At 70.2% G+C, this 23,894-nt stretch carries 20 protein-coding genes; 10 read left to right on the plus strand and 10 right to left on the minus strand.

Annotated elements, in window-relative coordinates; all coding sequences use genetic code 11:
* Positions 1-70: 70 nt before the first annotated feature.
* From CQ047_RS03585 to CQ047_RS03595, 3 genes are all read right to left on the minus strand, one after another.
* On the minus strand, positions 71-1,936 hold the full coding sequence (locus CQ047_RS03585) for an FAD-dependent monooxygenase (RefSeq protein ID WP_105672915.1): 1,866 nt from the start codon (positions 1,934-1,936) through the stop codon (positions 71-73).
* A 246-nt stretch (positions 1,937-2,182) separates the two neighbouring features.
* Positions 2,183-3,631, minus strand: a complete 1,449-nt coding sequence (locus CQ047_RS03590; protein ID WP_105672916.1) for an aldehyde dehydrogenase family protein — start codon at positions 3,629-3,631, stop codon at positions 2,183-2,185.
* Between the two features lie 293 nt (positions 3,632-3,924).
* The gene (locus CQ047_RS03595; protein ID WP_105672917.1) at positions 3,925-6,453 is read right to left on the minus strand and encodes an ATP-dependent Clp protease ATP-binding subunit; all 2,529 of its coding nucleotides are present in this window, start codon (positions 6,451-6,453) and stop codon (positions 3,925-3,927) included.
* Between the two features lie 258 nt (positions 6,454-6,711).
* Here CQ047_RS03595 and CQ047_RS03600 point away from each other — a divergent pair, with 258 nt between their 5' ends.
* Complete coding sequence (locus tag CQ047_RS03600) at positions 6,712-7,437, plus strand: hypothetical protein (RefSeq protein WP_105672918.1); 726 nt, start codon at positions 6,712-6,714, stop codon at positions 7,435-7,437.
* A complete protein-coding gene (locus tag CQ047_RS03605) occupies positions 7,434-7,664 on the plus strand; it encodes a helix-turn-helix transcriptional regulator (RefSeq protein ID WP_105672919.1) in 231 nt (76 codons plus the stop codon). Before CQ047_RS03600 ends, CQ047_RS03605 begins: the two co-directional genes overlap by 4 nt.
* Position 7,665: 1 nt before the next feature.
* Here the strand turns inward: CQ047_RS03605 and CQ047_RS03610 are convergent, their stop codons facing one another.
* Entirely contained in the window at positions 7,666-8,028 is a 363-nt protein-coding gene (locus CQ047_RS03610) for a YbjQ family protein (RefSeq protein ID WP_105672944.1), read from the minus strand.
* Between the two features lie 96 nt (positions 8,029-8,124).
* Here CQ047_RS03610 and CQ047_RS03615 point away from each other — a divergent pair, with 96 nt between their 5' ends.
* Positions 8,125-8,457 carry a hypothetical protein gene (locus CQ047_RS03615; protein WP_105672920.1) on the plus strand — a complete coding sequence of 111 codons (333 nt, stop codon included), beginning with the start codon at positions 8,125-8,127 and terminating at the stop codon, positions 8,455-8,457.
* A gap of 128 nt (positions 8,458-8,585) precedes the next feature.
* Positions 8,586-10,007, plus strand: coding sequence for a dicarboxylate/amino acid:cation symporter (locus CQ047_RS03620; protein ID WP_105672921.1), 1,422 nt, complete (start codon positions 8,586-8,588; stop codon positions 10,005-10,007).
* 188 nt (positions 10,008-10,195) lie between these two features.
* Here the strand turns inward: CQ047_RS03620 and CQ047_RS03625 are convergent, their stop codons facing one another.
* A complete protein-coding gene (locus CQ047_RS03625) occupies positions 10,196-11,929 on the minus strand; it encodes a sodium:proton antiporter (RefSeq protein ID WP_105672922.1) in 1,734 nt (577 codons plus the stop codon).
* Between the two features lie 51 nt (positions 11,930-11,980).
* Here CQ047_RS03625 and CQ047_RS03630 point away from each other — a divergent pair, with 51 nt between their 5' ends.
* Both CQ047_RS03630 and CQ047_RS03635 read left to right on the plus strand, forming a co-directional pair.
* Positions 11,981-13,021, plus strand: coding sequence for an LLM class flavin-dependent oxidoreductase (locus CQ047_RS03630; RefSeq protein ID WP_105672923.1), 1,041 nt, complete (start codon positions 11,981-11,983; stop codon positions 13,019-13,021).
* Between the two features lie 69 nt (positions 13,022-13,090).
* Positions 13,091-13,300: a methyltransferase gene (locus CQ047_RS03635; RefSeq protein WP_105672945.1), complete on the plus strand. Its 210-nt coding sequence runs from the start codon at positions 13,091-13,093 to the stop codon at positions 13,298-13,300.
* Positions 13,301-13,393: 93 nt separating this feature from the next.
* Here CQ047_RS03635 and CQ047_RS03640 read toward each other — a convergent pair whose 3' ends face one another.
* Positions 13,394-14,326 carry an endonuclease domain-containing protein gene (locus CQ047_RS03640; RefSeq protein WP_146114263.1) on the minus strand — a complete coding sequence of 311 codons (933 nt, stop codon included), beginning with the start codon at positions 14,324-14,326 and terminating at the stop codon, positions 13,394-13,396.
* A 256-nt stretch (positions 14,327-14,582) separates the two neighbouring features.
* Positions 14,583-15,533 (minus strand): prephenate dehydratase, encoded by a 951-nt coding sequence (gene pheA / locus CQ047_RS03645; protein WP_105672925.1) that lies wholly within the window; start codon positions 15,531-15,533, stop codon positions 14,583-14,585.
* 101 nt (positions 15,534-15,634) lie between these two features.
* On the opposite strand from pheA, the gene pgm reads away from it, so the two are divergent.
* Positions 15,635-17,278 carry a phosphoglucomutase (alpha-D-glucose-1,6-bisphosphate-dependent) gene (pgm, locus tag CQ047_RS03650; RefSeq protein ID WP_105672946.1) on the plus strand — a complete coding sequence of 548 codons (1,644 nt, stop codon included), beginning with the start codon at positions 15,635-15,637 and terminating at the stop codon, positions 17,276-17,278.
* A 102-nt stretch (positions 17,279-17,380) separates the two neighbouring features.
* Here the strand turns inward: pgm and CQ047_RS03655 are convergent, their stop codons facing one another.
* The 3 genes from CQ047_RS03655 to CQ047_RS03665 form a co-directional block, all read right to left on the minus strand.
* Positions 17,381-18,484 (minus strand): glycerate kinase, encoded by a 1,104-nt coding sequence (locus CQ047_RS03655; RefSeq protein ID WP_105672926.1) that lies wholly within the window; start codon positions 18,482-18,484, stop codon positions 17,381-17,383.
* Entirely contained in the window at positions 18,481-19,536 is a 1,056-nt protein-coding gene (locus tag CQ047_RS03660) for a LacI family DNA-binding transcriptional regulator (protein WP_105672927.1), read from the minus strand. Before CQ047_RS03660 ends, CQ047_RS03655 begins: the two co-directional genes overlap by 4 nt.
* A 67-nt stretch (positions 19,537-19,603) precedes the next feature.
* The gene (locus CQ047_RS03665) at positions 19,604-20,605 is read right to left on the minus strand and encodes a hydroxyacid dehydrogenase (protein WP_105672928.1); all 1,002 of its coding nucleotides are present in this window, start codon (positions 20,603-20,605) and stop codon (positions 19,604-19,606) included.
* A gap of 130 nt (positions 20,606-20,735) precedes the next feature.
* Between CQ047_RS03665 and CQ047_RS03670 the strand changes: the two genes are divergently transcribed.
* From CQ047_RS03670 to CQ047_RS03680, 3 genes are read left to right on the plus strand one after another with little or no spacing between them, the layout of a single operon-like run.
* On the plus strand, positions 20,736-22,058 hold the full coding sequence (locus CQ047_RS03670; RefSeq protein WP_181155822.1) for a sugar ABC transporter substrate-binding protein: 1,323 nt from the start codon (positions 20,736-20,738) through the stop codon (positions 22,056-22,058).
* A complete protein-coding gene (locus CQ047_RS03675) occupies positions 22,055-23,029 on the plus strand; it encodes a carbohydrate ABC transporter permease (protein ID WP_258132463.1) in 975 nt (324 codons plus the stop codon). The genes CQ047_RS03670 and CQ047_RS03675 overlap by 4 nt, the downstream gene beginning before the upstream one ends.
* Positions 23,026-23,892, plus strand: a complete 867-nt coding sequence (locus CQ047_RS03680; protein WP_105672930.1) for a carbohydrate ABC transporter permease — start codon at positions 23,026-23,028, stop codon at positions 23,890-23,892. The genes CQ047_RS03675 and CQ047_RS03680 overlap by 4 nt, the downstream gene beginning before the upstream one ends.
* The last annotated feature ends 2 nt before the right edge of the window (positions 23,893-23,894 follow it).

The raw sequence follows: 23,894 nt of genomic DNA on the forward strand, positions 1-23,894 counted from the left end.
GCGGGGATCGGCGGTCTGCGGGAAACTCCTCCGCGGCGATCCGACACGGTGTCGGATCGCCGCTGGGGGCTCAGCGCACGAGGACGTCGGCCGCGGCGCGGATGCGCCGCAGATAGGGCTCGGCGGGGTCGTCGGCGGGGGCATCGCCGCCGCGGAGGATCACGGCGAGCGCGGACGAGAGGGCGGATGCCGCGTCCTCGGGAAGAGCCGACGCACGCCAGGCGACCTTGCGGTCGGGCCGCACGAGGAGGGCGCCGTCGGCGTCGACCTGCCGGGCGACGGCCCAGCCCTCGTCGGCGTCGTCGACCACGGCGACGGTGATCGGCATGCTCGTCTCGACGGCGGCCACGGCATCCGTCCACCGCTCAGCGGCGGATGCCGAGGTGAGCAGCGTCAGGCCGACGGGCGCGATCAGGTCGTGCGAGGAGACCCGCTCCCGCCCCGCGAGCCACACGTGCGGAAGGTGGTGTCCAGGGCGCGATGTCGCGTGGAACGTCACCGGGTCGGACGGGTCGCCGGGCACCGGGGTGCCGTCGGGCACGAGCGCCCCCGCCCAGTAGTGGTACCCGGCCTCGACGCCCAGCTGGCTGTAGTCGTGGGCGTTGTGCCCGACCTCCGCGGCCACGCGCTCGCGCATCGCCACCCCCTCGGGGGTGTCGCTCACGAAGACCTCGAGGCTGCGGAAGCCCTCGGCCTCGTCGTCGGTGAAGCCCAGTGCCTCAGCGATCGGAGGATGCCGGTTCGCGTTCTCGAGCGAGTGCGCCGTGTACCAGGCGACCGTGGGCCTCCGCTCGGCCTGATAGCTGTCGAGCAGAGCATCCGTCGCCTGACCGTCGAGCACCGCTGCCAGCTTCCAGCACAGGTTCTGCGCGTCCTGGATGCCGCTGTTGAGGCCGAGCCCGCCGGTCGGAGGATGCTTGTGCGCGGCGTCGCCGGCGAGGAACACGCGCCCCTCGCGGAACCGCTTCGCGACGAGCGCGTCGTAGCTCCAGCGCGTCATCGAGTGCATGGTGATCTCGTGATCGTCGGCGAGGCCGAGCATGCGGCGGATCGACGCGAACAGCGCCGCCTCGTCGTCGGGGTCGCCCTCGACCATCCAGGCGGCGACGGAGACCAGCCACTCCTCCGCGTCGCGGTTGTAGTGCGTCGGGCCGAGTGCCTGGATCGTGCCCCGGCGGCGCGCTCCCCCGGCGGGGTGCATGAAGTGGCCGAGCAGCGCATCGGGCTCCGACCACGCGGAGAGGTCCATGCTGACGTGGTAGTTGACGACCTCGCGCATGTCGCGCGGGCCCTCCATCTCGACGCCGAGCAGGGCCGCGCTGTCGCGCCCGCCGTCCGCCGCGATGACGTAGCGGGCGCGCACGGTGCGCAGCTCCCCCGACTCCAGATCGCGGACCGAGACGACGGCGGCTTCCGCATCCTGCTCGATGCCGACGACCTCCTGCCTGCTGCGGATGCGACCGGGGGCCGCGGCCACGGCGTGGCGGTGGATGAGAGGGTCCAGTCGCAGCTGCGGCATGTTGGCGAAGGCCCGGGGGCTCGAGGAGCGGTAGCGCTCGGCATCCGGTCCGCCGCCCCAGGCGGGGACCTCGCCGATCTTCATGCCGTCGAAGCGTCCGGGGCCGGTCGCGGTCGTGTACCAGACGGCCTTTCGCCAGCGGTCGTGCGTGGGGGTGGAGGCGTAGATGTCGTCGGCCACGTGCATGTCGTGGAACGCCTCCATGGTGCGCGGGTTGAGCAGGTGCGCGCGGGGGAAGCGGAACACGAAGTCGCGGCGCTCGACGAGCAGCACGTCGATGCCGCGCTGGGCGAGAAGGATCGCGCACGACATGCCCACAGGGCCGCCGCCCATGATCAGGACCTCGACGGAGTCGGGCCAGGCGTCGTCGCCGAGCGGCGACAGCGGGGCACGGGGGCTCTTGACGGATGCGGACACGGACTCCTCCTCGACTGCGGGAATCCCAGGCTAGATTTCGCGGAATCCCGCCCGATACGTGACCGCGGCGCGAAAGTCGGGCCCGGACTCCGACACGATGTCGCACATCCGCCCCCTCGGTCGTCGAGCGCGCGCCCCCGGTCGTCGAGCGAGCGCAGCGAGACGAAACGCCCCTCGCGGGAACGACGGAAGAGGGCGAGTCGACCCCCTCGGCGCGACTCGCCCTCTCCGTCCGCAGACCGGGTCTCAGTCTGAGATCGTCGGGACCGTCACCCACTGCCAGTAGGTGAACTCGTCCAGGTTCCAGTGGCCGCCGTGCCGCCCGCCGTTGCCGGAGGCGCCGATCCCGCCCATGGGGATGTGCGCGGCGTCGTAGATCGTCTGCCCGTTGAGCGCGACCATGCCGGCGCGCAGCCGGGAGGCGAAGCCGAGACCGCGGGCGATGTCGCGCGTGTGGATCGCGGCGGACAGGCCGTAGTCGCTCGCGTTCGCGAGGGCCAGTGCCTCCGCCTCCGTGGCGAACCGGGTCACCGGCGCGACGGGGCCGAAGATCTCGCTCTGGAACGCCGCGTTCGCGGCATCCACTCCGTCCAGCACCGTCGGGGCGAAGAAGACGCCCTCGTGGGTGCCGCCGTGCACGACCCGCGCGCCGTCGGCGACGGCCTGGTCGACGATGCCCTGCACGCGCTCCGCCTGGGCGGTGGTGATGAGCGGACCGAGGGTCGTTCCGTCGGTGAGCGGGTCGCCGAGGCGCAGGGCGGATGCCGCGGCCCGCAGCCGCTCGACGTACTCGTCGGCGATGCTCTCGTGCACGAGGTGCCGACCGGTCGCCATGCAGATCTGCCCCTGGTGGCGGAAGGAGCCGCCGATGCCACTGGCGACGGCCAGGTCGAGGTCGGCATCCGCCATCACGATGAACGCGTTGTTGCCGCCGAGCTCCAGGATGACCCGCTTGAGCAGGCCACCGGCGACCTCGCCGACCCGGCGACCGGCGGCGGACGACCCGGTGAAGGAGATGACGTTCGTGTGCGGGGAGCGCACGACGGCCTCGCCGGTCTCGGGTCCACCGGGGAGGATGTGCAGGATGCCGTCCGGCAGCCCCGCCCTCTCGAAGATCTCGGCCATCACGGCGCCGCCCGAGAACGCGGTCTTGACGTCGGGCTTCACGATCACGGCGTTGCCGAGGGCGATCGCCGGCGCCACGGAACGGATCGCGAGCATGAGCGGGGCGTTCCACGGCGCGATCACGCCGACCACCCCGACGGGGATGCGGCGGGCGATGCCGAGGGTCGTGGGGTCGTCGACGGGGAGAACGTCGCCCTGCGACATCGTCACCAGGCTCGCGGCCTCGACGAGCTCGTCGATCGCCTTGCTCACCTCGTGGCTCGCCTTGCTCGGCAGGGAGCCGCTCTCGCGCACGAGCAGGCGCTCGACGTCGGCGCGGATCTCGCGCAGCGCCTCGGCGGCCCGGCTGAGCACGCCCGCTCTGACGCGGTACGACGACCGCGCCCACTCGCGCTGCGCGTCGACGGCGAGGAGACCTGCGCGCTCGACATCCGCCTCGTCGGCGATGCCCACGGTGCCGACGGGCAGGCCGTCGCCGGGAGAGATCACCGCCGCCGTGCCGCCGCCGGGCTCGCGCCAGCCGCCGGAGAAGATGCGTCCGTCCGCTGCGCGCGGTTCCCAGTGCGCCATCGCACCCTCCTGCTCGATCAAGGTCCCTGCGATGCTAGCCGCTGGCCGACGCCACGACTTCCACCCTCCGCACGAATCCGGCCCCCGCCCGCACGACACGGTGTCGCACACCTCGGCCCGCCCGCTTGGAAAACTCGGACCGGATGCGCGCACACCGGCGTGTCTCCTCGCGGCACGCCGCACGGTGCCCTGTTCCTCTCCGTTTTCCCGCCCGCTGTCGGAGTTCCACGGGCCGTCCCGGGGACGACGAAGGGGCGGATGCCGCAGCATCCGCCCCTTCGTTCATCGGGAGGTCACTCCCCGCTGGCGACCGCCAGGTCGGGGGTGGCCGTGATCTCGCCGCCGGTGGTCACACCGACCGCGACCTTCTCGCCGCGCGGGCCGTGCTCGAACTGGAACTCGCCGTCCGCGGCATCCACCTTGACGTGGTCGCCGGAGTTGAGCTCGCCGTGCAGGATCTTCTCCGACAGACGGTCCTCGATCTCGTGCTGCATCGCGCGACGCAGCGGACGGGCGCCGAGGGCCGGGTCGAAGCCGATCTCGATGAGACGCTCCTTCGCGGCCTGCGACAGCTCGATCGTCATGTCGCGGTCGAGCAGCCGCTCGCCGAGGCGCTTGGTGAACAGATCGACGATCTGCACCAGCTCCTCCTTGTTGAGCTGCGGGAACACGATGATGTCGTCGACGCGGTTCAGGAACTCGGGCTTGAAGTGACGCTTCAGCTCCTCGTTGACCTTGCCCTTCATGCGCTCGTAGGTCGTGGCGTTGCTGCCCTCGATCTGGAAGCCGACGGGACCGCCCGCGATGTCGCGTGCACCGAGGTTGGTGGTCATGATGATGACCGTGTTCTTGAAGTCCACGATCCGACCCTGACCGTCGGTGAGGCGACCCTCTTCGAGGATCTGCAGGAGCGAGTTGAAGATGTCCGGGTGGGCCTTCTCGATCTCGTCGAACAGGACCACGCTGAACGGCTTGCGACGCACCTTCTCGGTGAGCTGGCCGCCCTCTTCGAATCCGACGAACCCGGGAGGGGCTCCGAACAGACGCGAGACGGTGTGCTTCTCGCCGAACTCGCTCATGTCGAGCGAGATCAGGGCGGCTTCGTCGTCGAACAGGAACTCGGCGAGCGCCTTCGCGAGCTCGGTCTTTCCGACGCCCGTGGGGCCGGCGAAGATGAACGAGCCGGAGGGACGCTTCGGGTCCTTGAGGCCGGCGCGCTGGCGGCGGATCGTCTTGGAGAGGGCGGCGATCGCCTCCTCCTGACCGATGACGCGCTGGTGCAGGGCCTTCTCCATGAAGACGAGACGCGAGGACTCCTCTTCGGTGAGCTTGAAGACGGGGATGCCGGTGGCCTGTGCGAGCACCTCGGCGATCAGGCCCTCGTCGACGACCGCAGAGGTCGCGACGTCACCCGAACGCCACTGCTTCTCGAGGCGCAGGCGCTCCGCGAGGAGGCTCTTCTCCTCGTCGCGCAGCGAGGCAGCCTTCTCGAAGTCCTGCTCCTCGGAGGCCAGCTCCTTCTGCTCGCGGACAGCGGCGATCTTCTCGTCGAACTCGCGCAGCTCGGGCGGCGACGACAGGATGCTGAGGCGCAGACGCGCGCCGGCCTCGTCGATCAGGTCGATCGCCTTGTCGGGCAGGAAGCGGTCGGACACGTACCGGTCGGCGAGGTTCGCCGCGGCCACGAGTGCGCCGTCGGTGATCTGCACCTTGTGGTGCGCCTCGTAGCGGTCGCGCAGACCCTTGAGGATGTTGATCGTGTGCGGCAGCGTCGGCTCGTTGACCTGCACCGGCTGGAAGCGGCGCTCGAGCGCAGCATCCTTCTCGAAGTGCTTGCGGTACTCGTCGAGCGTGGTGGCGCCGATGGTCTGGAGCTCTCCACGGGCGAGGAGCGGCTTGAGGATCGACGCGGCGTCGATCGCGCCCTCGGCGGCACCCGCACCCACGAGGGTGTGGATCTCGTCGATGAAGACGATGATGTCGCCGCGCGTGCGGATCTCCTTGGTGACCTTCTTCAGGCGCTCCTCGAAGTCGCCGCGGTAGCGGGAACCGGCGATGAGCGAGCCGAGGTCGAGCGAGTAGAGCTGCTTGTCCTTCAGCGTCTCGGGGACATCGCCCTTGACGATGGCCTGCGCCAGTCCCTCGACGACGGCGGTCTTGCCGACGCCGGGCTCGCCGATGAGGACGGGGTTGTTCTTGGAGCGACGAGAGAGGATCTGCATGACCCGCTCCGCCTCCTTCTCGCGCCCGATGACCGGGTCGAGCTTGTTGTCGCGCGCGGCCTGCGTGAGGTTGCGGCCGAACTGGTCGAGCACCGCCGACCCGCCCTGGGCGCTGGCCTGCGAGTCGTTGGTCTGCGCGCCGACGGCGGCGGGCTCACGACCGGGGGCGCCGGACAGCAGCTGGATGACCTGCTGGCGCACCTTGTTCAGGTCGGCGCCGAGCTTGACGAGCACCTGAGCGGCGACGCCCTCGCCCTCGCGGATGAGGCCGAGCAGGATGTGCTCGGTGCCGATGTAGTTGTGGCCGAGCTGCAGGGCCTCGCGGAGGCTGAGCTCGAGCACCTTCTTGGCGCGCGGCGTGAACGGGATGTGCCCGGTCGGCTGCTGCTGACCCTGGCCGATGATGTCCTGGACCTGCTCGCGGACGGCGTCAAGGGAGATGCCCAGGCTTTCGAGCGCCTTGGCGGCGACGCCCTCGCCCTCGTGGATGAGGCCGAGCAGGATGTGCTCGGTGCCGATGTAGTTGTGGTTGAGCATCTTCGCCTCTTCTTGGGCGAGGACGACCACTCGACGGGCTCGGTCCGTGAATCTCTCGAACATGCTGTGACTCCTTATTCGCACGGGGCGAAGACGCGTGAAGCGCTTGTACATCGAGAGTAACCACCACATCGAGCCGGTATGCCCGTGTTCGCCGTGGGCATACCGCCCGTGGCGGTCGGTGACGGGGCGGAGCGGATGCCGTCGCGCGGGGCGTCCGTTGACGGGAGGACCGGCATCCGATACCTTAACGAAAATCGATAATATCGATAATCGTTATGGCGGGAGGGTGTCCCGCCGGGCGCAGAGAGGGCTGGTCTGATGACGTTCACCGCGGAGAATCTGGGCGCGGGTCTGCTGACCCTGCTCATCGGCTTCCTGATCGTCGGAGCGGTCGTCGCGATGAGCGTCGCGAGCTCCCACCGCCGGCGCCGCAAGACCCTCGTCCTCGACGTGGTCGACCGGCTCAGCCTCGGCTGGGTCTTCCTGTGCGGGGTCGGCGTGCTCCTCGCCGTCTTCCAGGCGCTCACCATGAAGACGATCTCCCTCGACCAGCCGGTGCTCGACCGTGCGAAGGCCTCCACGCCGGACAACTGCGACTTCGCAGGCGCCGAGGGCGGGACGGAGCTGGACTGCTACGGCGCTGTGGTGAACCCGCCCGTGGGCGCGCAGATCCTGATGCTCATCTCCGGCGTGCTGCTGCTGGTCTGCTCCGCCTCGATCGCATGGGCGATCCACGTGGCCGCGCAGCGCGCCGCGCTCGGCGCCCCGTTCGACGCGACCGTCCCCCGGGTCTTCGTCGCGACCGCGATCATCGTCATGTCGACGGCGGTGATCGGCGGCATCCTCCGCCAGGTCGGGATGACCGTCGCCGCACAGGCTCTACCGCAGACGGACGACGCCTTCATCCCCTTCGAGCTCAGCGTGCCGGTCTGGCCCTTCGCCGTGGGCGTCGGATGCTTCGCCCTCGCCGCGATCTTCCGCCACGGCAGTCGACTGCAGGGCGAGAAGGAGCAGCTGGAGAAGGAGACGGAGGGGCTGGTGTGACCCCGGCCGAGAGCGACGGCGAGTTCACCGGCATCCACTGCCGACTCGATGAGCTGCTCGCCGATCGCGGCATGACCCTCACCGAGCTGAGCGCGCAGGTCGGCGTCAGCATCGTCAACCTGTCGGTCCTCAAGAACGACCGTGCACGCGCCATCCGCTACTCGACGCTGCGGGCGATCTGCGAGGCGCTGCAGTGCGAGGTCGGCGAGCTGCTCGTGATGGCCTGAGTCACACCGCCGGCTGCTGCGGGACGACGGGCGGTGCGGGCGGCGCCCCCACCGGCTCCACCACCACGGCAGTCCCGTAGGCGCAGATCTCGCTGAAGGTGCCGATCGACCCGGCGTCGAAGCGCATGGCGACGATCGCGTTGCCGCCGCGCTGCTGCGCCTCGGCCCACATGCGGCTCATCACGACCTGGCGGCTCTCGTACATCATCTGCGTGTACTCGGGGATCTCCCCGCCGCCGAGCGCCCGGAAACCCGCCGTGAACCCCTGGCCGAAGTCGGTCGAGCGGACCGTGATGCCCATGACCTCACCGAGCACGTTGGTGATGCGGTAGCCGGGGATGTCGTTCGTCGTCACCATGAACATGACCACATGGTGCCACAGGCGCCGTCCCCGGGGTATGGGCAGTTCTCTCCGCCCGCCGCCCTCTGATCCGGCGCCGGAACGCGTACGGTGGAGGCCATGAATCCGGACCGGAAGTTGCGCACCCCCGCACGCGTGCTGATGGCGCTGCCCGTCGCCGCCCTCGCCCTCTCCCTCGCCGCCTGCGGTGCGAGCCGACCGACCGAGAAGCAGTTGACCGACGGGCTGATCGACTACTACACCTCGCAGAGCATGAGCGATCAGGTGAACGCGGATGCCGCGGCCTGCTTCGCCGGCTACCTGCTGGATTCGAAGCTCAGCAACGAGACCCTCAGCTACATCGCGCAGGGCAAGGACCAGGCGTCCAGCGTCGAGGACCGCGACCTCACCGTCAAGATCCTCAAGGACAACTTCGAGGAGTGCACGACCTGACTCGGGCACGACGGATGCCGCCGGCATCCGTCATGCTTCGTCACATCCACCCAGGGAATTCACAGGCGCTCCTAGCGTTGAGGCTATGGCGTGCACTCGGCACGCAGTCATTCCTGGAGTCCCCCCACATGAGCACCACCGCCCGCGCCGCGAAGGCGCCCGACACCCGCGGTCCCGTACGGAAGCTGCTGACCTCGTTCGGCTTCCAGATCATCGCCGCCCTCGTCCTCGGCATCGTCGCAGGCCTCGTCGCCCGCAACCTCGGCGCCACCGCCGAGGCGCCGAACGGCCTCTCCGCGACCCTCGACACGATCGGCGGCTCGTACGTGACGCTGCTGCGCGCCGCCGTCATCCCGCTGATCTTCACCGCGATCGTCGCGAGCATCTCGAACCTGCGCCGCGTGCAGAACGCCGCGCGCCTGGCAGGGCAGACGCTCCTCTGGTTCGCCTACACGGCGTTCATCGCCGTGGTGATCGGCATCGGCCTCGGCCTCATCATCCAGCCCGGTTCCCGCGCGGGCGAGGGCCTGCAGGAGGGCGACCCGTACACGGTCGGCACCTGGTGGAACTTCCTCACAGGCCTCATCCCGCAGAACTTCCTCGGCCTCACCGTGAGCACCTCGGTCGACGCGGAGTCGGGCAGTGCGACCTCCAGCATCGGCTTCAACGTGCTGCAGATCATCGTCGTCGCCGTGGCCGTGGGCATCGCCGCGCTCAAGGCGGGCAAGAAGGCAGAGCCCTTCCTCGCCTTCACCGAGTCGCTGCTCAAGGTCATCCAGCGCGTGCTGTGGTGGATCATCCGCATCGCCCCGCTCGGCACCTTCGGCCTCATCGGCGCCGCCGTCGTCAAGTACGGCTGGGAGAAGCTGGCCTCGCTCGGATGGTTCGCCATCGCGATCTACATCGGCCTCGCCCTCGTGCTCTTCGTGGTCTACCCGATCATCGTCAAGACCAACGGCCTGTCGATCAGGCAGTACTTCTCGGGCGTGTGGCCGGCCGTGCAGCTGGCCTTCGTCAGCCGCTCGTCGATCGGCACCCTCCCGCTCACCGAGCGCGTGACCGAGCGCAACCTCGGCGTGCCGCGCTCCTACGCGTCCTTCGCCGTGCCGCTGGGCGCGACCACCAAGATGGACGGCTGCGCCGCGATCTACCCGGCCATCGCCGCGATCTTCGTGGCGCAGTTCTTCGGCATCCAGCTGGAGTGGTGGCAGTACATCATGATCATCGTGGTCTCGGTGGTGGGCTCGGCCGCGACCGCAGGGACCACCGGCGCCATCGTGATGCTCACGCTGACGCTCTCCACGCTCGGCCTGCCTCTCGCCGGCGTCGGCCTGCTCATCGCGATCGACCCGATCCTCGACATGGGCCGCACCGCGGTGAACGTCGCCGGTCAGGCGCTCGTGCCGACCATCGTCGCCAAGCGCGAGGGCATCCTCGACGAGGAGCTCTACAACGCGCCGCGCGAGGGCCTGCCCTTCGCCGACGACTCGGGCGACGACTCCCCCGAGGCGGATGCCGCGTCGGACAAGCAGCCGGTCGCCGCGAACTGACCGCTCGCCCACCGCACGCGAGAGCGCCCCATCCCGTCCGCGGGGTGGGGCGCTCTCGCATCTGAGCGGTTCACAACTCCTCACGAACCGCAGACCACGCAAGCGCCCGCCCCGGAACCACAGGGGCGTCCTCGGGCGCGAACCCGTTCTTTGAGGAGTCGTGAACGGGAAGAGCGGATGCCGCCGCGCTACCGCTCCTGCTGGCGCATCGCGCCGCGGGTGTCGAGCGCCAGCTCCTCGGCATCCATCGCCGCGAGCAGCTCGCGCATGACCTCCTCGTCGAGGTTGCCGGCATCGCGCTCGGCGAGAACGATCTCCCGACGCACGTGCAGCCACCCCCTGAACAGGGAGACGAGGTCTTCGTACGAGGGTCGGGCCGCGGCATCCTCCACCTGCTGCGCCTCATCGGCGTCCTTCTCCACGCGGGTCATCCGCTTGGCGAAGGCATCGAAGACGCTGAGGTCGAGGGAGCCGTGCTTCGCCTCCCACTCCACGCGCTTGGCGGCGATGAACTCCTTGCCCGCCTCGCGGGTCTTCGCCTGCACGGCGGCGAGCGCCTGCGCGTCCTCCTCGTGCTCCGAGTCGCTCCCGATGCCGAGGCGCCGGATCAGCACCGGCAGCGTGAGCCCCTGCAGCAGGAGCGTGCCGACGGTGACGATGAAGGCGACGACGACGATCGCGTGCGAGGCCTCGGGGGCGAGCGTCGCGAGGTCGGCCGCCGCGAGGGCGGTCGCCAGCGTGACGACGCCGCGCATGCCCGCCCAGGAGATGACGGCGTTGTCCTTCCAGGTGAGCTGGAGCCCCGCCATCCGCTCCTTCACGATCTGCTCGCGCAGCTCATCGGGATCCTGATCGCGCCACCGCCGCGAGTGGCCCCGCCGCTTCTCGAACTCGCCGGACTCGACCCCGCGGTCCCACCGCTCGAGGCGTTTGCGGTCGAGGCGGTTCGCCCACGCGTTCGCGGGGTACACATAGAGCGGACGCACCAGCAGCACGACCACCAGCACCGCCGCCGACAGCCACAGGATGTGTCCGACAGACTCTCCGCTGAGGTCGCGGAGCACGCGGGGGAACTGCAGCCCGATGTAGGCGAACACGAAGCTCTCCAGCAGCAGGTCGGCCGAGAGCCACAGCGGCTTCTCCTGCTGCCGCGTGGTGTAGTCGGTGCGCGGGGCGTTGAAGCCGACGTAGATGCCCATCGCCACGACGGCGAGCACGCCGGAGCCGCCGAGGTGCTCCGCGATCGCGTACGCGCCGAACGGGGCGAGCAGCCCGAAGGTGCCGATCACGACCGCGTCGTCGATCCGCATCCGCAGCTGGTGCAGCACGATGCCGAAGATCAGGCCGATGACGACGCCGACCACGACGGCGACGATGAACTGCCAGATGCCGTCCCACACGGTGATGGTGACGGTGGCGCTGACGAGGAGCGAGGCGAACACCCGGTACAGGGTGAGCGAGGTGGCGTCGTTGATGAGGCTCTCGCCGGAGAGCACGTTCATGATGCGCCGGGGCAGTCCGAGCTTGCGGCCGATCGCCGCGGCCGACACCGCGTCGGGCGGGGCCACGATCGCGCCGAGCAGCAGCGCACCAGGCAGGGTCAGCGAGGGCAGGATCAGCCACGCCACCACGCCGACCGCGAGCGTCGTGAGCAGCACGAGCCAGATCCCGAGGCGCTGGATCTGCGGCAGGCTGCGCTTGAAGCCCACGAACGAGACGTCGAGCGCCGCCGAGTACAGCAGCGGCGGCAGCACGAGGTTCAGCAGCAGGTGCCCGTCGGTCTGCAGATCGGGGACGAAAGGGAGGAAGGATGCCGCGAGCGCGACCACCGTGACCAGCAGCGGCGCCGGCCACCCCCGCCATCGCGCGATCGCCGCCACGACGACGCTGCCGACGAGGATGTAGAAGAATTCGACGCCCATGCCCACCACGGTACTGGGAATGCCCTCGCGCGAGCAGCGGTTGGAGCCTGGGTGACCGCTCTCTCCGTCCTCGACCTCGTCCCGGTCCGCTCCGGGCAGACCAGCGCGGAGGCCATCGCCGCCTCCCTCAGCCTCGCGCAGACCGCCGATCGGCTGGGGTACCGCCGCTACTGGTTCGCCGAGCACCACAACATGCCGGCCGTGGCATCCACGACTCCGCCGGTGCTGATCGCCGCCGCCGCGACCCGCACCACGAGCATCCGGCTGGGTTCCGGCGGCGTGATGCTCCCGAACCACGCCCCGCTCATCGTCGCGGAGCAGTTCGCCGCGCTGGAGGCCATCGCCCCCGGACGCATCGACCTCGGTCTCGGCCGGGCGCCGGGCAGCGACCCCGTCATCACTCAGCTGCTCCGCGGCTCCGGCACCACGAGCGACGTCGAGCAGTTCCCCCGGCACGTGCAGGACATCGCGGCGCTCCTCTCCGGAGACGGCGCCACCGTCCGCTTCACGTCCGGCGGCGAGTACACGGTGCACGCGACGCCCGCCGCCACCGGCTCCCCCGAGATGTGGCTGCTCGGCTCGAGCGACTACTCGGCGCAGCTGGCGGCATCCCACGGCCTGCCGTACGTGTTCGCCAACCACTTCTCCGGCCAGGGGCTGGAGCGCGCCCTCGACCTGTACCGCACCGGCTACCGCCCGAGCGAGGAGCACCCAGAGCCGCGCACCTTCCTCACCGTGAACGCCGTGGCCGCGCCGACGCAGGACGAGGCGGAGGCCCGCGCTCTCCCCCAGCTGCGCATGATGGCGCGGCTGCGTCTGAACAAGCCGCTGGTCGCGCTGGAGACCGTCGAGCAGGCCGTCGCCGCCTCGGCGGAGGCGGATGCCGCCACCGAGCAGGTCGTGTCGGCCGCCCGCGAGCGCTGGTTCGTCGGCACCGGGGAGTCGGTCGCCGCCGAGGTGCGCGGGTTCGCGGAGCGGTACGGCGTCGACGAGGTCATGCTGTCTCCGGTCGCCGCGTCGTACGACGCGGAGCCCCGCGACTCCTCCCCTGGCCGCGCGCAGACGCTGGAGCTCATCGCCGCCGCGATGTGAATCGCCGCGCGAGGGTGGTCTTCTGTGCGGGACAGGCGTAGCGTCGCCCGCAACGGAAGGAGTTCGATGATGAGTACCACGAAGACCCTCGCTCTCTGGGTCGCCTACGGCACGAACGGAGTCGTCGGCAGCATCCGCCACGACGACGACGGCTACACGGTCGTGATGGCAGGGTCGGATGCCGCAACAGGCAGCTACCCCAGCCTGGCGTCGGCGAAGGGCGCTCTGCACTCCCGCATGGCGCCGGGCAGCGCCTGGCCGCTGTTCCGCGAGCACTGACCCCGCCCGGGATCGATCGCACTATGGACGATCGATCGCGCTATGGATCAGAAATGACTCTCCAGGGAGCCTCTCCACAGCATTTCTGATCCATCATCGGGTGATCATGCGAGAAGAGAGAGCCCGACGGAGGCACGCGAGAAAGACGCCGGGATCATCGAGGTCCGACTGGGTGAGGCGGATGACGAGCCACCCGCAGCCCTCGAGATCCCGCTGTCGCGCGATGTCCTTCCGCCACTGCGCCTTGTCGGTGCGATGCCCGTCGCCCTCGTACTCGATCGCGATCCTCAGCTCGGGGTACGCGAGATCCACTCTGGCGACGAAGCGGGATCCGTCCCTCACCACGAACTGCACCTCCGGTTCCGGTAGACCGACATCCACGATGACCAGCCGCGTCTCCGTCTCCTTCGGCGATTCAACCCCCTCTCGCGCGCGCCGGAGGGCCTTTCTCACCGTGCCGCTGCCGCGGAACCGTCCCCACTCGTCGAGCCGGGTCTCGACCTCGTGCAGGAAGAGCCGGGGTCTGCCGGCCTCGTCGAGCCCCGGATAGTGGGAGCAGCCTGTGACGAGCGCGTCGAGCAGGACCACCAGCTCGCGCACGCTGAGCTCTCCGGCGCAGCTGAAGACCGCGGCGACGGGATCGACCACGGGCGCCCCTCGGAGATGCCAGGTCCGCGCCCGTGCGGCGCCGAGCCGGCGCCCCCTGACCCCCGCCGCTCGCGGAGGGCTGTGCTCCTGCGGCGACGCGACCTCGAGCTCTTCCTCGACGCACCAGGCTTCTGAGAGCGGAAGCGCCCACAGACGCACCGCCGTCCTCCCGACGAAGCGCTGCTCCGGGCGCATCCGCGGAAGGTAGCAGTCCACTCTCGCCCGGAACGATTCCGGAGGCGCAACCGATCTCACGCCGTGGAACGGACGCACGAGGTCGGCGGCATCCGCTCTCCCCCTACGGATGCCGAGGGCTGCGGCCCTCCGGACGCTGAACTCGGGCCCCAGCTGTTCGGGGAGAGGGATTCGATGACGCATTCCGGCATGCTCGCATCGACGGTGCTTTCCCGTCGCGGTGTTCGAGCTCCTGTCCCAGGCCAGGTGGACAACCCGCCCGCTCACCTGTTTGTGCAGTCCGACTCGCCTGGCTTCTGAGCTGCTCAGGATGGATCAGAGATGCCGCTCCAAGGCCCCCTGCACCTACATTTTTGATCCATACCATCGGTGGGACGCCCACGGGGGCCGGGAGGGGACGCACGGCGAGGCATCGTCGCGTGCCCGCACGCGAGGGCGGTCAGGCGTCGGGCTCTCCGGAGAGGATGCCGCGCAGCCAGTCGCGCGCCTCGACGAACACGTCGTCGGAGTAGCGCTCCGGGTACTGCACGATCTGCCTGTCGGCGCGGGGGTAGGAGCCGAGGAACACCACTCGGGGGCTGAACCGGCGGATGCCGAGCAGCGCGTCGGCCATGCGCTCGTGCTCGATGTGACCGTCGGCGTCGATGACGAACCTGTAGCGGCCGAGCTCGTCGCCGATGGGGCGGGATTCGATCAGCGACAGGTTGATGCCGCGGGTCGAGAACTGCTCGAGCATCTCGAGCAGCGAACCGGGGTGGTCGTGGGGCAGCTCGACGATGAGCGAGGTCTTGTCGGCCCCGGTGGGCTCCGGCGAGCGCGTCGTGCGGGTCACGAGCACGAAGCGGGTGACGGCCTGGGCGTTGTCGCCGATGCCATCGGCGAGCACGTCCACGTCGTAGTGCTTCACGATGCCGGGAGGTGCGATCGCCGCCTGGGCGGGGAGCGAGCCGTCGAGCACGCCGATCGCGGAGGCGACGTTGCTCGCGGCCGGCACGTGGGAGTGCTGCGGCAGGTGCTCGCCGAGCCAGCCGTGGCACTGGGCGTAGGCGACGGGGTGGGCGGCGATGACGGAGACGTCCTCGAGCCGGGTGCCTCGGGGCGCCACCAGCACGAAGTTCACCCTGACGAGGTACTCGCCGATGATCCGCAGTCCTGGCAGCGTGGCCAGCGCGTCCTGCGTGGTGGAGACGCCGCCCTCGATCGAGTTCTCGATCGCGATCATCGCGGCATCCGACACCCCCGACAGCACGTCGTCGAGCGCTTCCCCGACGTTGTGCACGGGGCGCCATTCCTGGCCGCGCGCCTCGGGGACCTGGTCGAGCGCCGCTTCGGTGAACGTTCCTGCGGGGCCGAGGTAGCTGTAGGTGCGGCGTTCAGTCACGCGTTTCACCTTAGCCTTCCGCGTCGCGCGTGAGACTCCCGCCGACGAAAACCTTCACACCTCTGGAAATGAGACGTGCGCGAACGGCCCGCTCGGTGCAGACTGTCTGCATGACGAGCCGTGCCGGCCTCCCCGCGGAGGAAAGTGACCTCATCGACGTCGACGAGCTGATCGCCGCCTACTACGATCGCGTACCGGACCCCGGCGTCGCCGCCGAGCGCGTCGTGTTCGGCACCAGCGGCCACCGCGGCTCCTCGCTGTCGAACAGCTTCAACGAGAACCACATCCTCGCGACCACCCAGGCGATCGTCGACTATCGCACCGGCCAGGGCATCACCGGCCCGCTCTTCCTCGGACGCGACACCCACGCACTGTCCCTCCCCGCCGAGCGCAGCGCCATCGAGGTGCTCATCGCCAACGGGGTGGACGTGCGCGTCGACTCCCGCGACTCCTGGGTGCCGACGCCGGCGCTCAGTCACGCGATCCTCACCTACAACCGCGACCTGGCTCCGGATGCCGCCGGCCGCGCCGACGGCATCGTGGTCACCCCGAGCCACAACCCGCCCCGCGACGGCGGCTTCAAGTACAACCCTCCGCACGGCGGCCCCGCCGACACGGATGCGACCGGCTGGATCGCCGACCGCGCCAACCAGCTCATCGCGAACGGCCTCGACGGCGTCAAGCGCGTCCGCTACGCCGACGTCGACGGGGACACGATCGGCGAGTACGACTTCCGCGACGCGTACGTGCGCGACCTCTCCACCATCATCGACGTCGACGCCATCCGCCGCGCGGGCGTGCGGATCGGCGCGGACCCGCTGGGCGGAGCATCCGTCGAGTACTGGGCGCTCATCAAGGAGGTGCACGACCTCGACCTCACCGTCGTGAACCCCGAGGTCGACCCGACGTGGCGCTTCATGACGCTGGACTGGGACGAGAAGATCCGCATGGATCCGTCATCCCCCTCGGCCATGGCCTCCCTGGTCGCCAAGAAGGGCGACTACGACGTGCTCACGGGCAACGACGCGGATGCCGACCGCCACGGCATCGTCACCCCGGATGCCGGTCTCATGAACCCCAACCACTACCTCGCGGTCGCGATCGACTACCTGTTCTCGCACCGCGCCGAGTGGCCGCGGGATGCCGCGATCGGCAAGACGCTCGTGTCGTCGATGATCATCGACCGCGTCGCCGAGTCGCTGGGTCGCCGCCTGCTGGAGGTGCCGGTCGGGTTCAAGTGGTTCGTGCCCGGCCTGCTCGACGGCTCGGTCGCGTTCGGCGGGGAGGAGTCGGCCGGAGCCTCGTTCCTGCGCAAGGACGGCACCGTCTGGTCGACCGACAAGGACGGCATCCTGCTGTGCCTGCTCGCCGCCGAGATCATCGCCGTGACCGGCAAGACCCCGTCGGAGCGGTACCGCGAGCTGGAGGAGGCGTTCGGCTCGTCCGCGTACCAGCGCGTCGACGCGCCGGCCTCGCCCGAGCAGAAGGCCGCGCTGGCGAAGCTCGCCCCCGAGGCCGTGTCGGCGTCGACTCTCGCCGGCGAGCCCATCACCGCGAAGCTGTCGCACGCACCGGGCAACGGCGCGGCGATCGGCGGCCTCAAGGTGCAGACCGAGCACGCCTGGTTCGCTGCCCGCCCCTCGGGCACGGAAGACGTCTACAAGCTGTACGCCGAGAGCCTCCTGGGCCCCGAGCACCTCGCCGAGGTGCAGTCGGAGGCCCGCGCCGTGGTGTCCGCCGCGCTCGGGGGCTAGGGCGCGCGGATCCCACCGCGTCTCGTCTCGCTCCGCTCGCTCGACGACCCGCTCTGCTGCCCCCGACCGCTGAGCGAGGAGCGCAGCGACGAGACGAACGCCTCAGCGGATGCTGCGGGCGAGCGCGGCGCCGGCCTCGACGAGCCAGCGAGCGGGGTCGGCGAGAGCGGCCTCCGACGATCCGGCGAGCGCCGTCAACGAGGCGGATGCCGCGAACGGCGAGGTGTCGGCATCCGGGGTGATGCGGCCGGCCGCGAGCAGCGCGCGAACCCCCGCGTCGGCGGCCAGGGCGGCGATGTACGAGGGCACCTTGCCGTCGCCGGACTGCCCGTCGTACGACCCCTCGCCCGTGATCACCACGTCGGCGCGGGCGATCGCATCGGCGAGCCCGATGAGCGATGCGACCTCCGCCGCACCGGGGGCGAGAGCCGCGCCCCACACCACGAGTGCGGCGCCGGTTCCTCCGGCCGCGCCCGCGCCGGGCATGGACGCGTCGAGTCCCAGCAGCCCGGCGAGACGCGCGAGCCCTGCGTCCACGACGGGGATGTCGGATGCCGTGAGCCCCTTCTGCGGGCCGAACACGGCGGCGGCGCCGCGCGGACCGGTCAGCGGGTTGGTCACGTCGGTGAGCACGAGCGTCGATGGCGCAGACCGCAGACCCGCGAGGTCGACGGAGGCGAGGTCGGCGAGCCCCCGAGCCCCGCGGGCGACGGGTACTCCCGCGGCGTCGAGGAACCGCGCTCCGAGAGCGGTCAGCATCCCCATCCCGCCGTCGGTCGACGCACTGGACCCGATGCCGACGACGAGCCGCGAGACGCCGTGGTCGAGCGCCGCGGCGATCGCCTGTCCGAGTCCGGTGGTGTCGGCATCCCACGGGCGCAGCGTCGTGAGGAGCTCGATGCCCGACGTGGAGGCGAGGTCGACGACCGCGGTGCCGCCGGGTGCCTCGTCTGTGGGTGGCAGCAGCAGCCAGGCCGTGCCGATCGGTTCGCCCGCGGGTCCGTCGACGGTGACCGGCATCCGCTCTGCGCCCGGCACCGCCGCGGCGAACGCGGCGACCGTGCCCTCTCCCCCGTCGGCCATGGGTCGGTGCACGAAGGAGGCGGCGGGATCGACGGAGGCCCATCCCGCGGCGAGCGCGTCCGCGGCGTCCGCGGCCGTGATCGTGCCCTTGAAGCTGTCGGGCGCCAGGACGACGGAGGTCATGCGAGACCGGGAGTGCTCGCGCGCACGATCACCTCGAGCGGGAGCGGCGCCTGCTGCCAGTCCGCGTCGACGGTCGCCCGGAACGCCTGGTAGCCGACCTCGCTGAGCGGCACCCGGACCGTCGTGAGGGCTGGTGCGACGTCGCTGCTGGACGGCACGTCGTCGAAGCCGCACACCGCGATGTCCTCGCCCACGGCGCGTCCGGCGTCGCGGATCGCCGACATCGCGCCGATCGCGACGATGTCGCTCATCCCGAACACCAGGGTGCCGGGTTCGACGCCCGCGGCGAGCTGGGCGGCCATCAGGGCCGTGCCCGACTCGCGGCGGAAGTCACCGCGCAGCACGCGGTCGACCGAGCCACCACCCGCGGCGAACCCGGTCTCGAAGCCCGCGAGGCGCTCGTCGGAGGTCAGCACGCCCTCCGCGGCCCCGATCAGGATCGCTGACCGGTAGCCGAGCTGGGCCATGCGCTCGCCCAGCGCCCGCGCACCGCTGCGGTTGTCGATCTCGACGTGGCGTCCGTCGCCCTCGCCGGCGCCGAAGGTCACGATCCGCCCGCCCAGGCGCGAGAACTCTGCGAGCTCGCGCGCCGTTCCCGTGTCGGGCGGCCCCGTGGTGCGGGAGGCCGCGAGGATGAGCCCCTGGGGGCGCTGTCCGCGGAGCGCCCGCACGATGCGGGCCTCGCGCTCGGGGTCCCGTTCGGTGATCGCGATCGTGACGACGAGACCGTGCTCGTCCGCTCCGCGCGCGACGCCGGAGGCGATGAGTCCGAAGTACGGGTCGGCGATGTCGGCGACGAGCAGGGCGATCACGGGAGAGGTTCCCCTGGCGGTCGACTGCGCGGAGACGTTCGCCGTGTACCCGAGTTCGGACGCCGCCCGCTCGACGCGCTCGCGGAACGACTCGGCGACCTTGCGCTCTGAGCCGTTGAGCACACGGGATGCGGTGGCGAGTGAGACACCGGCCTCGCGCGCGACGTCGTGCAGGGTCGGGGCCGCTCCGCGCGCATGCCGCGGCCGGCGGACCGGGGAAGGGCTTTCCGGCGTGCTCATGACCCGAGCATACTGGGATGACCGACAGACTCCGAGAGGTTTCGCGGCCTGGCAACCGCTTGCCGGTTCAGGCCATCCTCGCGAGAGCGCTCTCGTCGATCGCGTGCAGCAGGGGCTCCCCTGCGACGAGGCGCGCCAGCTCCTCTCCCACGAGCTCGCCCATCGCCCCGCGGTCGGCGCCCATGGAGCCCGCGACGTGCGGTGTCAGCTCGACGTTCTCGAGCTCCCAGAGCGGCGAATCGGGCGCGGGCGGCTCGTCGACCGTCACGTCCAGGAGCGCCGTGAGGTCGGTCCGGCGCGAGAGCACCGAGACCAGTGCGGCCTCGTCGATCAGCCCGCCCCGAGCGGTGTTGACGAGCGTCGCGCCCTGCGGCATCCGCTCGAGCAGCGCCGCGCCGATCATGCCCGTCGTCGCCGGCAGCAGCGGGGCATGCAGGCTCACGACCTCCGAGCGCGAGAACAGCTCCTCGATCGAGACCAGCTCGATCCCCAGCTCCGCAGCCGCCGCGGGAGAGGCGTAGGGATCGGCGGCCAGCAGCCGCACGCCGGTGCCCTGCAGCCGCTCCGCGACACGGCGTCCGATCGCGCCGAGCGCCACGAGCCCGACCACGCTGCTCCGCGTTCCGGAGGCGAACTGCGACGCGGCATCCTTCGACCGCAGCTCGCGGTAAGCCCGCCGCGCTGCGGGCACTCCGCGGGCGGCGAGCACGATCTGCGCCGCCGTCATCTCGGCGACAGGCTCGGCGTTCGCCGCGGCCGCCGAGACCACCGTGATCCCTCGCGCCCAGGCGGCATCCGTGACGATGTGCTTGACCGATCCGGCCGCGTGCAGCACCGCCGTCAGCCGCGGAGCACGCTCCAGCAGGGCCGCGTCGATCACCGGCGCCCCCCACCCCGTGAGCAGCACGTCGACATCGCGCAGCGCCTCGGGGTCCGCCGCCAGCTCCTCTGCGGTGAGGAACGGTCGGACCAGGTCCACGGTACGGTCGATACCTGCCAGAACCTCTGCCGGATAGACGTCGTCTCGACGTCGCTCCTCCATCACCAGCCGCGCTCGCATGCGCTCCATGTGCTCTCCTTCGAAGGCGAAACATCCGATCAATGATTGACAGTGCTCGCGTCCCTAGGTTAGATTCGCCAACGACGTCTTGCAAAGTGGCAAGCGTTTGCCAAACCCTGGAGAACCCATGCACACAAAGATGAAAGCAGCCGCAATCCTGGGCGTCGTGACGCTCGCCCTTGCCGGCTGCTCCAGCACGGCCGCCCCCGAAGGCGGTTCCGGCGTCACGCAGGACGAGGATGCCGTCCTCGAGATCTGGACCCGCACGACCCCCGGAAGCCCCAGCGAGGCGGCGACGATCCGGCAGGTCGAGGCGTTCACGGAGGCCACCGGCTACAAGGCCGAGGTCACCGCGATCTTCGACGACTTCGAGATCAAGCTCGCCCAGCGTGCAGGGCAGAAGGACCTGCCCGACATCGTGCTCAACGACGTCAGCCAGCTCGGCACCATGCAGTCCCAGGGCATCCTCCGCGAGATCGACCTCAAGGACATCAAGAACTCCAAGGACATGACGGCGCAGGCGCTCGAGGCCGGCAAGGCCGTCGACGGCAAGACCTACGGCATCCCGTACTCGGCACAGGCGAACGCGCTCATGATCCGCAGCGACTGGCTGCAGAACCTCGGCCTCGAGGCGCCGACCGACTGGGACGAGATGCTCGAGGTCGCCACGGCCTTCACCGAGAAGGACCCCGACGGCAACGGCCAGGCCGACACCTACGGCCTCGCGGTTCCCGGATCGACCAAGCGCGGCTACGCCTCCTGGTACTTCTCCAACTTCCTGTGGGCCGCGGGCGGCGACTTCATCACGGGCTCCGGCGACGAATGGCTGCCGTCGATGAGCTCCGACGAGGCGATCGAGGCCGCGACCTGGTTCCGCGACCTGCAGTGCAAGGCCGGGGTCGTCCAGCCGGGCGCCCCCAGCATGGACACGCCGCCGACCAACGAGGCGTTCGAGTCCGGCGTCGCGGGCATGTACCTGACCGGCCCGTACATGATGCCCCGCTTCGACAAGGTGCTGGGCGCCGACAAGTACACCGTCGTCCCCGCCCCCAAGGGTCCGAAGGACTCCTCCGTGCTCGCCGAGGGCGGCACGGTCTACCTGATGGCCGGCTCCGAGAACGAGAAGGGCCAGACGGCCTTCGCCGACTGGTACGTCAGCCCCGACGCCCAGAAGTTCGGCATGGAGGGCACGGATGCCTTCGCGATCCAGCTCCCGGTGAACGAGAAGGTCGACATCGCCGACGTGCGCGACGACCCCCGCTGGCAGACCTTCGCGACCGCCTACCAGGAGAGCGGCCACTACGCGCCGACCATCCCGAGCTGGACCCCGGTCCGCCAGATGAGCGCCGACACCATCAACGCGCTGCTCGCCGACTGCTCGCTCGACGTCGAAGAAGAACTCACCAAGCTCGACGGCAAGCTGACGGCCGAGCTCCTGACGCAGGGAATCCTCAAGCAGTGACCATCCACACAGCCGACGCCGCGACCGCGGCCGACGCACCCCAGGCAGCGGCGGGGGCCATCGCGTCCCCGCCGCCCGCCCGGCGGCGCCGCCGCCGCCATCGAGTGCAGGGCCAGTGGTGGGTCCCGTGGGCCTTCCTCGCCCCCGCCCTGCTGCTGTTCCTGATCTTCCGCTACATCCCGATGTTCCAGGCCGTCGGCATGTCGGTCGAGAACGTCCGCCCCTACCTCGGCAACGAGTTCGTGGGGTTCAAGAACTACGAGACGATCCTCACCGACGCGGCCTTCCGCGACGCGACGATCAACACGCTCGTGCTCGCCCTCGGGCAGACCGCTGGATGCCTCATCCTCGGCTTCCTCCTCGCGCTCCTGCTGGAGGGCCAGACCCGCAAGCTCTCCTTCATCCGATCCGCGGCGTTCCTGCCCGTGGTCGTCCCGATGGCCGTGGTCGCCGAGCTGTGGCGCATCATGTACCACCCGTCTCCCGACGGGTTCCTGAACTCGATCATCGGCATCATGGGCATCGCCCCCAGCGAGTACATCAACAGCCCGGACTCGGCCATGTGGTCGATCATGCTGATGGGCATCTGGCGCGGCGGCCCCTACGACATGATGATCATCCTCGCCGGTCTCGCCGGCATCGACCGCGGGCTGTACGAGGCCGCGACGGTCGACGGCGCGAACCGCTGGCAGCGGATCGTCCACGTGACCCTCCCCGGACTCCGTCCGGTGTTCACGATCCTGTTCATCCTCGCCGCCATCCGCGGCTTCCGGGTGTTCACCGAGGTCTACCTGATGACCAACGGCGGCCCGAACGGCGCCACCGAGGTCGTCATGACCCTCCTCTACAAGCTCGGACTGGAGCAGCAGAAGCTCGGGGTCGGATCGGCGGGCGCAGTGCTGCTGTTCCTCGCGACCCTCGTGCTGACGCTCACCGTGCAGCTGCTGCTGCGGAAGAAGAAGGACGCATGAGCGCCGGAACCGATACCGCTCTCGGACTCACCGAGAGCCGCACCGTCGTCGGAATCGGCGTGAAGGTGCTGCTGTACGCCGTCGTGGTCGTCCTGTTCGCAGGCCCCCTCGTCGCGCTGCTCTCCGGCGCCTTCAGCGAGGTCTCCGACCCGACGGAGCTCAGCGTCATCCCCAACCGGCCCACGCTGGACAACTTCGCGGTCGCCTTCGACTTCGGCGTGCTCGGCTACCTCATGAACTCGTTCTTCGTTGTCGGCTTCGGCCTGCTGCTGCAGGTCGTCGTGTCGGTGCTCGCCGGCTACGCCCTCGCCCGCAAGAAGTTCCGCTTCTCGGCGCTGGCGATGGTCGCGATCCTCGCCACGATGATGCTGCCCGATGAGATCCTCGCCCTGCCGCTGTCGATCCTCCTGGCCGACCTCCCCCTCGTGCACATCAACCTGATGGGCACGCTCGCGGGCATGATCGTCCCGATCGGCGCCTGGGCGTTCTCGATCCTCGTCATGACGGAGTTCATGAAGGACGTGCCGCTCGAGCTGGAGGAGGCCGCACGCATCGACGGAGCCAGCGAGCTGCGGGTCTTCGCGCAGATCATCGTCCCGCTGTGCAAGCCCGCGCTCGGCGTCATCGGCGTGTTCGGCTTCACGATGATCTGGGACCAGTACCTGCTGCCGCTGCTCGTCTCGACGTCGAGCGACACCTACACGCTCCCCCTCGCGCTGCGCACGCTGCGCATCGAGCCGGAGGTCACTCCCGGCGTGGTCATGGCCGCGTCGCTGCTCGCGCTCGCGCCGTCGGTGATCGTGTTCCTGCTGTTCCAGCGCTCCTTCGCCCGCGGACTCACGTCCGGCGCTCTGAAGGGCTGACC

Origin of the sequence: Microbacterium sp. MYb72 (assembly GCF_002979415.1) — a bacterium.
In the GTDB taxonomy this organism is placed as follows: Bacteria; Actinomycetota; Actinomycetes; order Actinomycetales; family Microbacteriaceae; genus Microbacterium; species Microbacterium natoriense.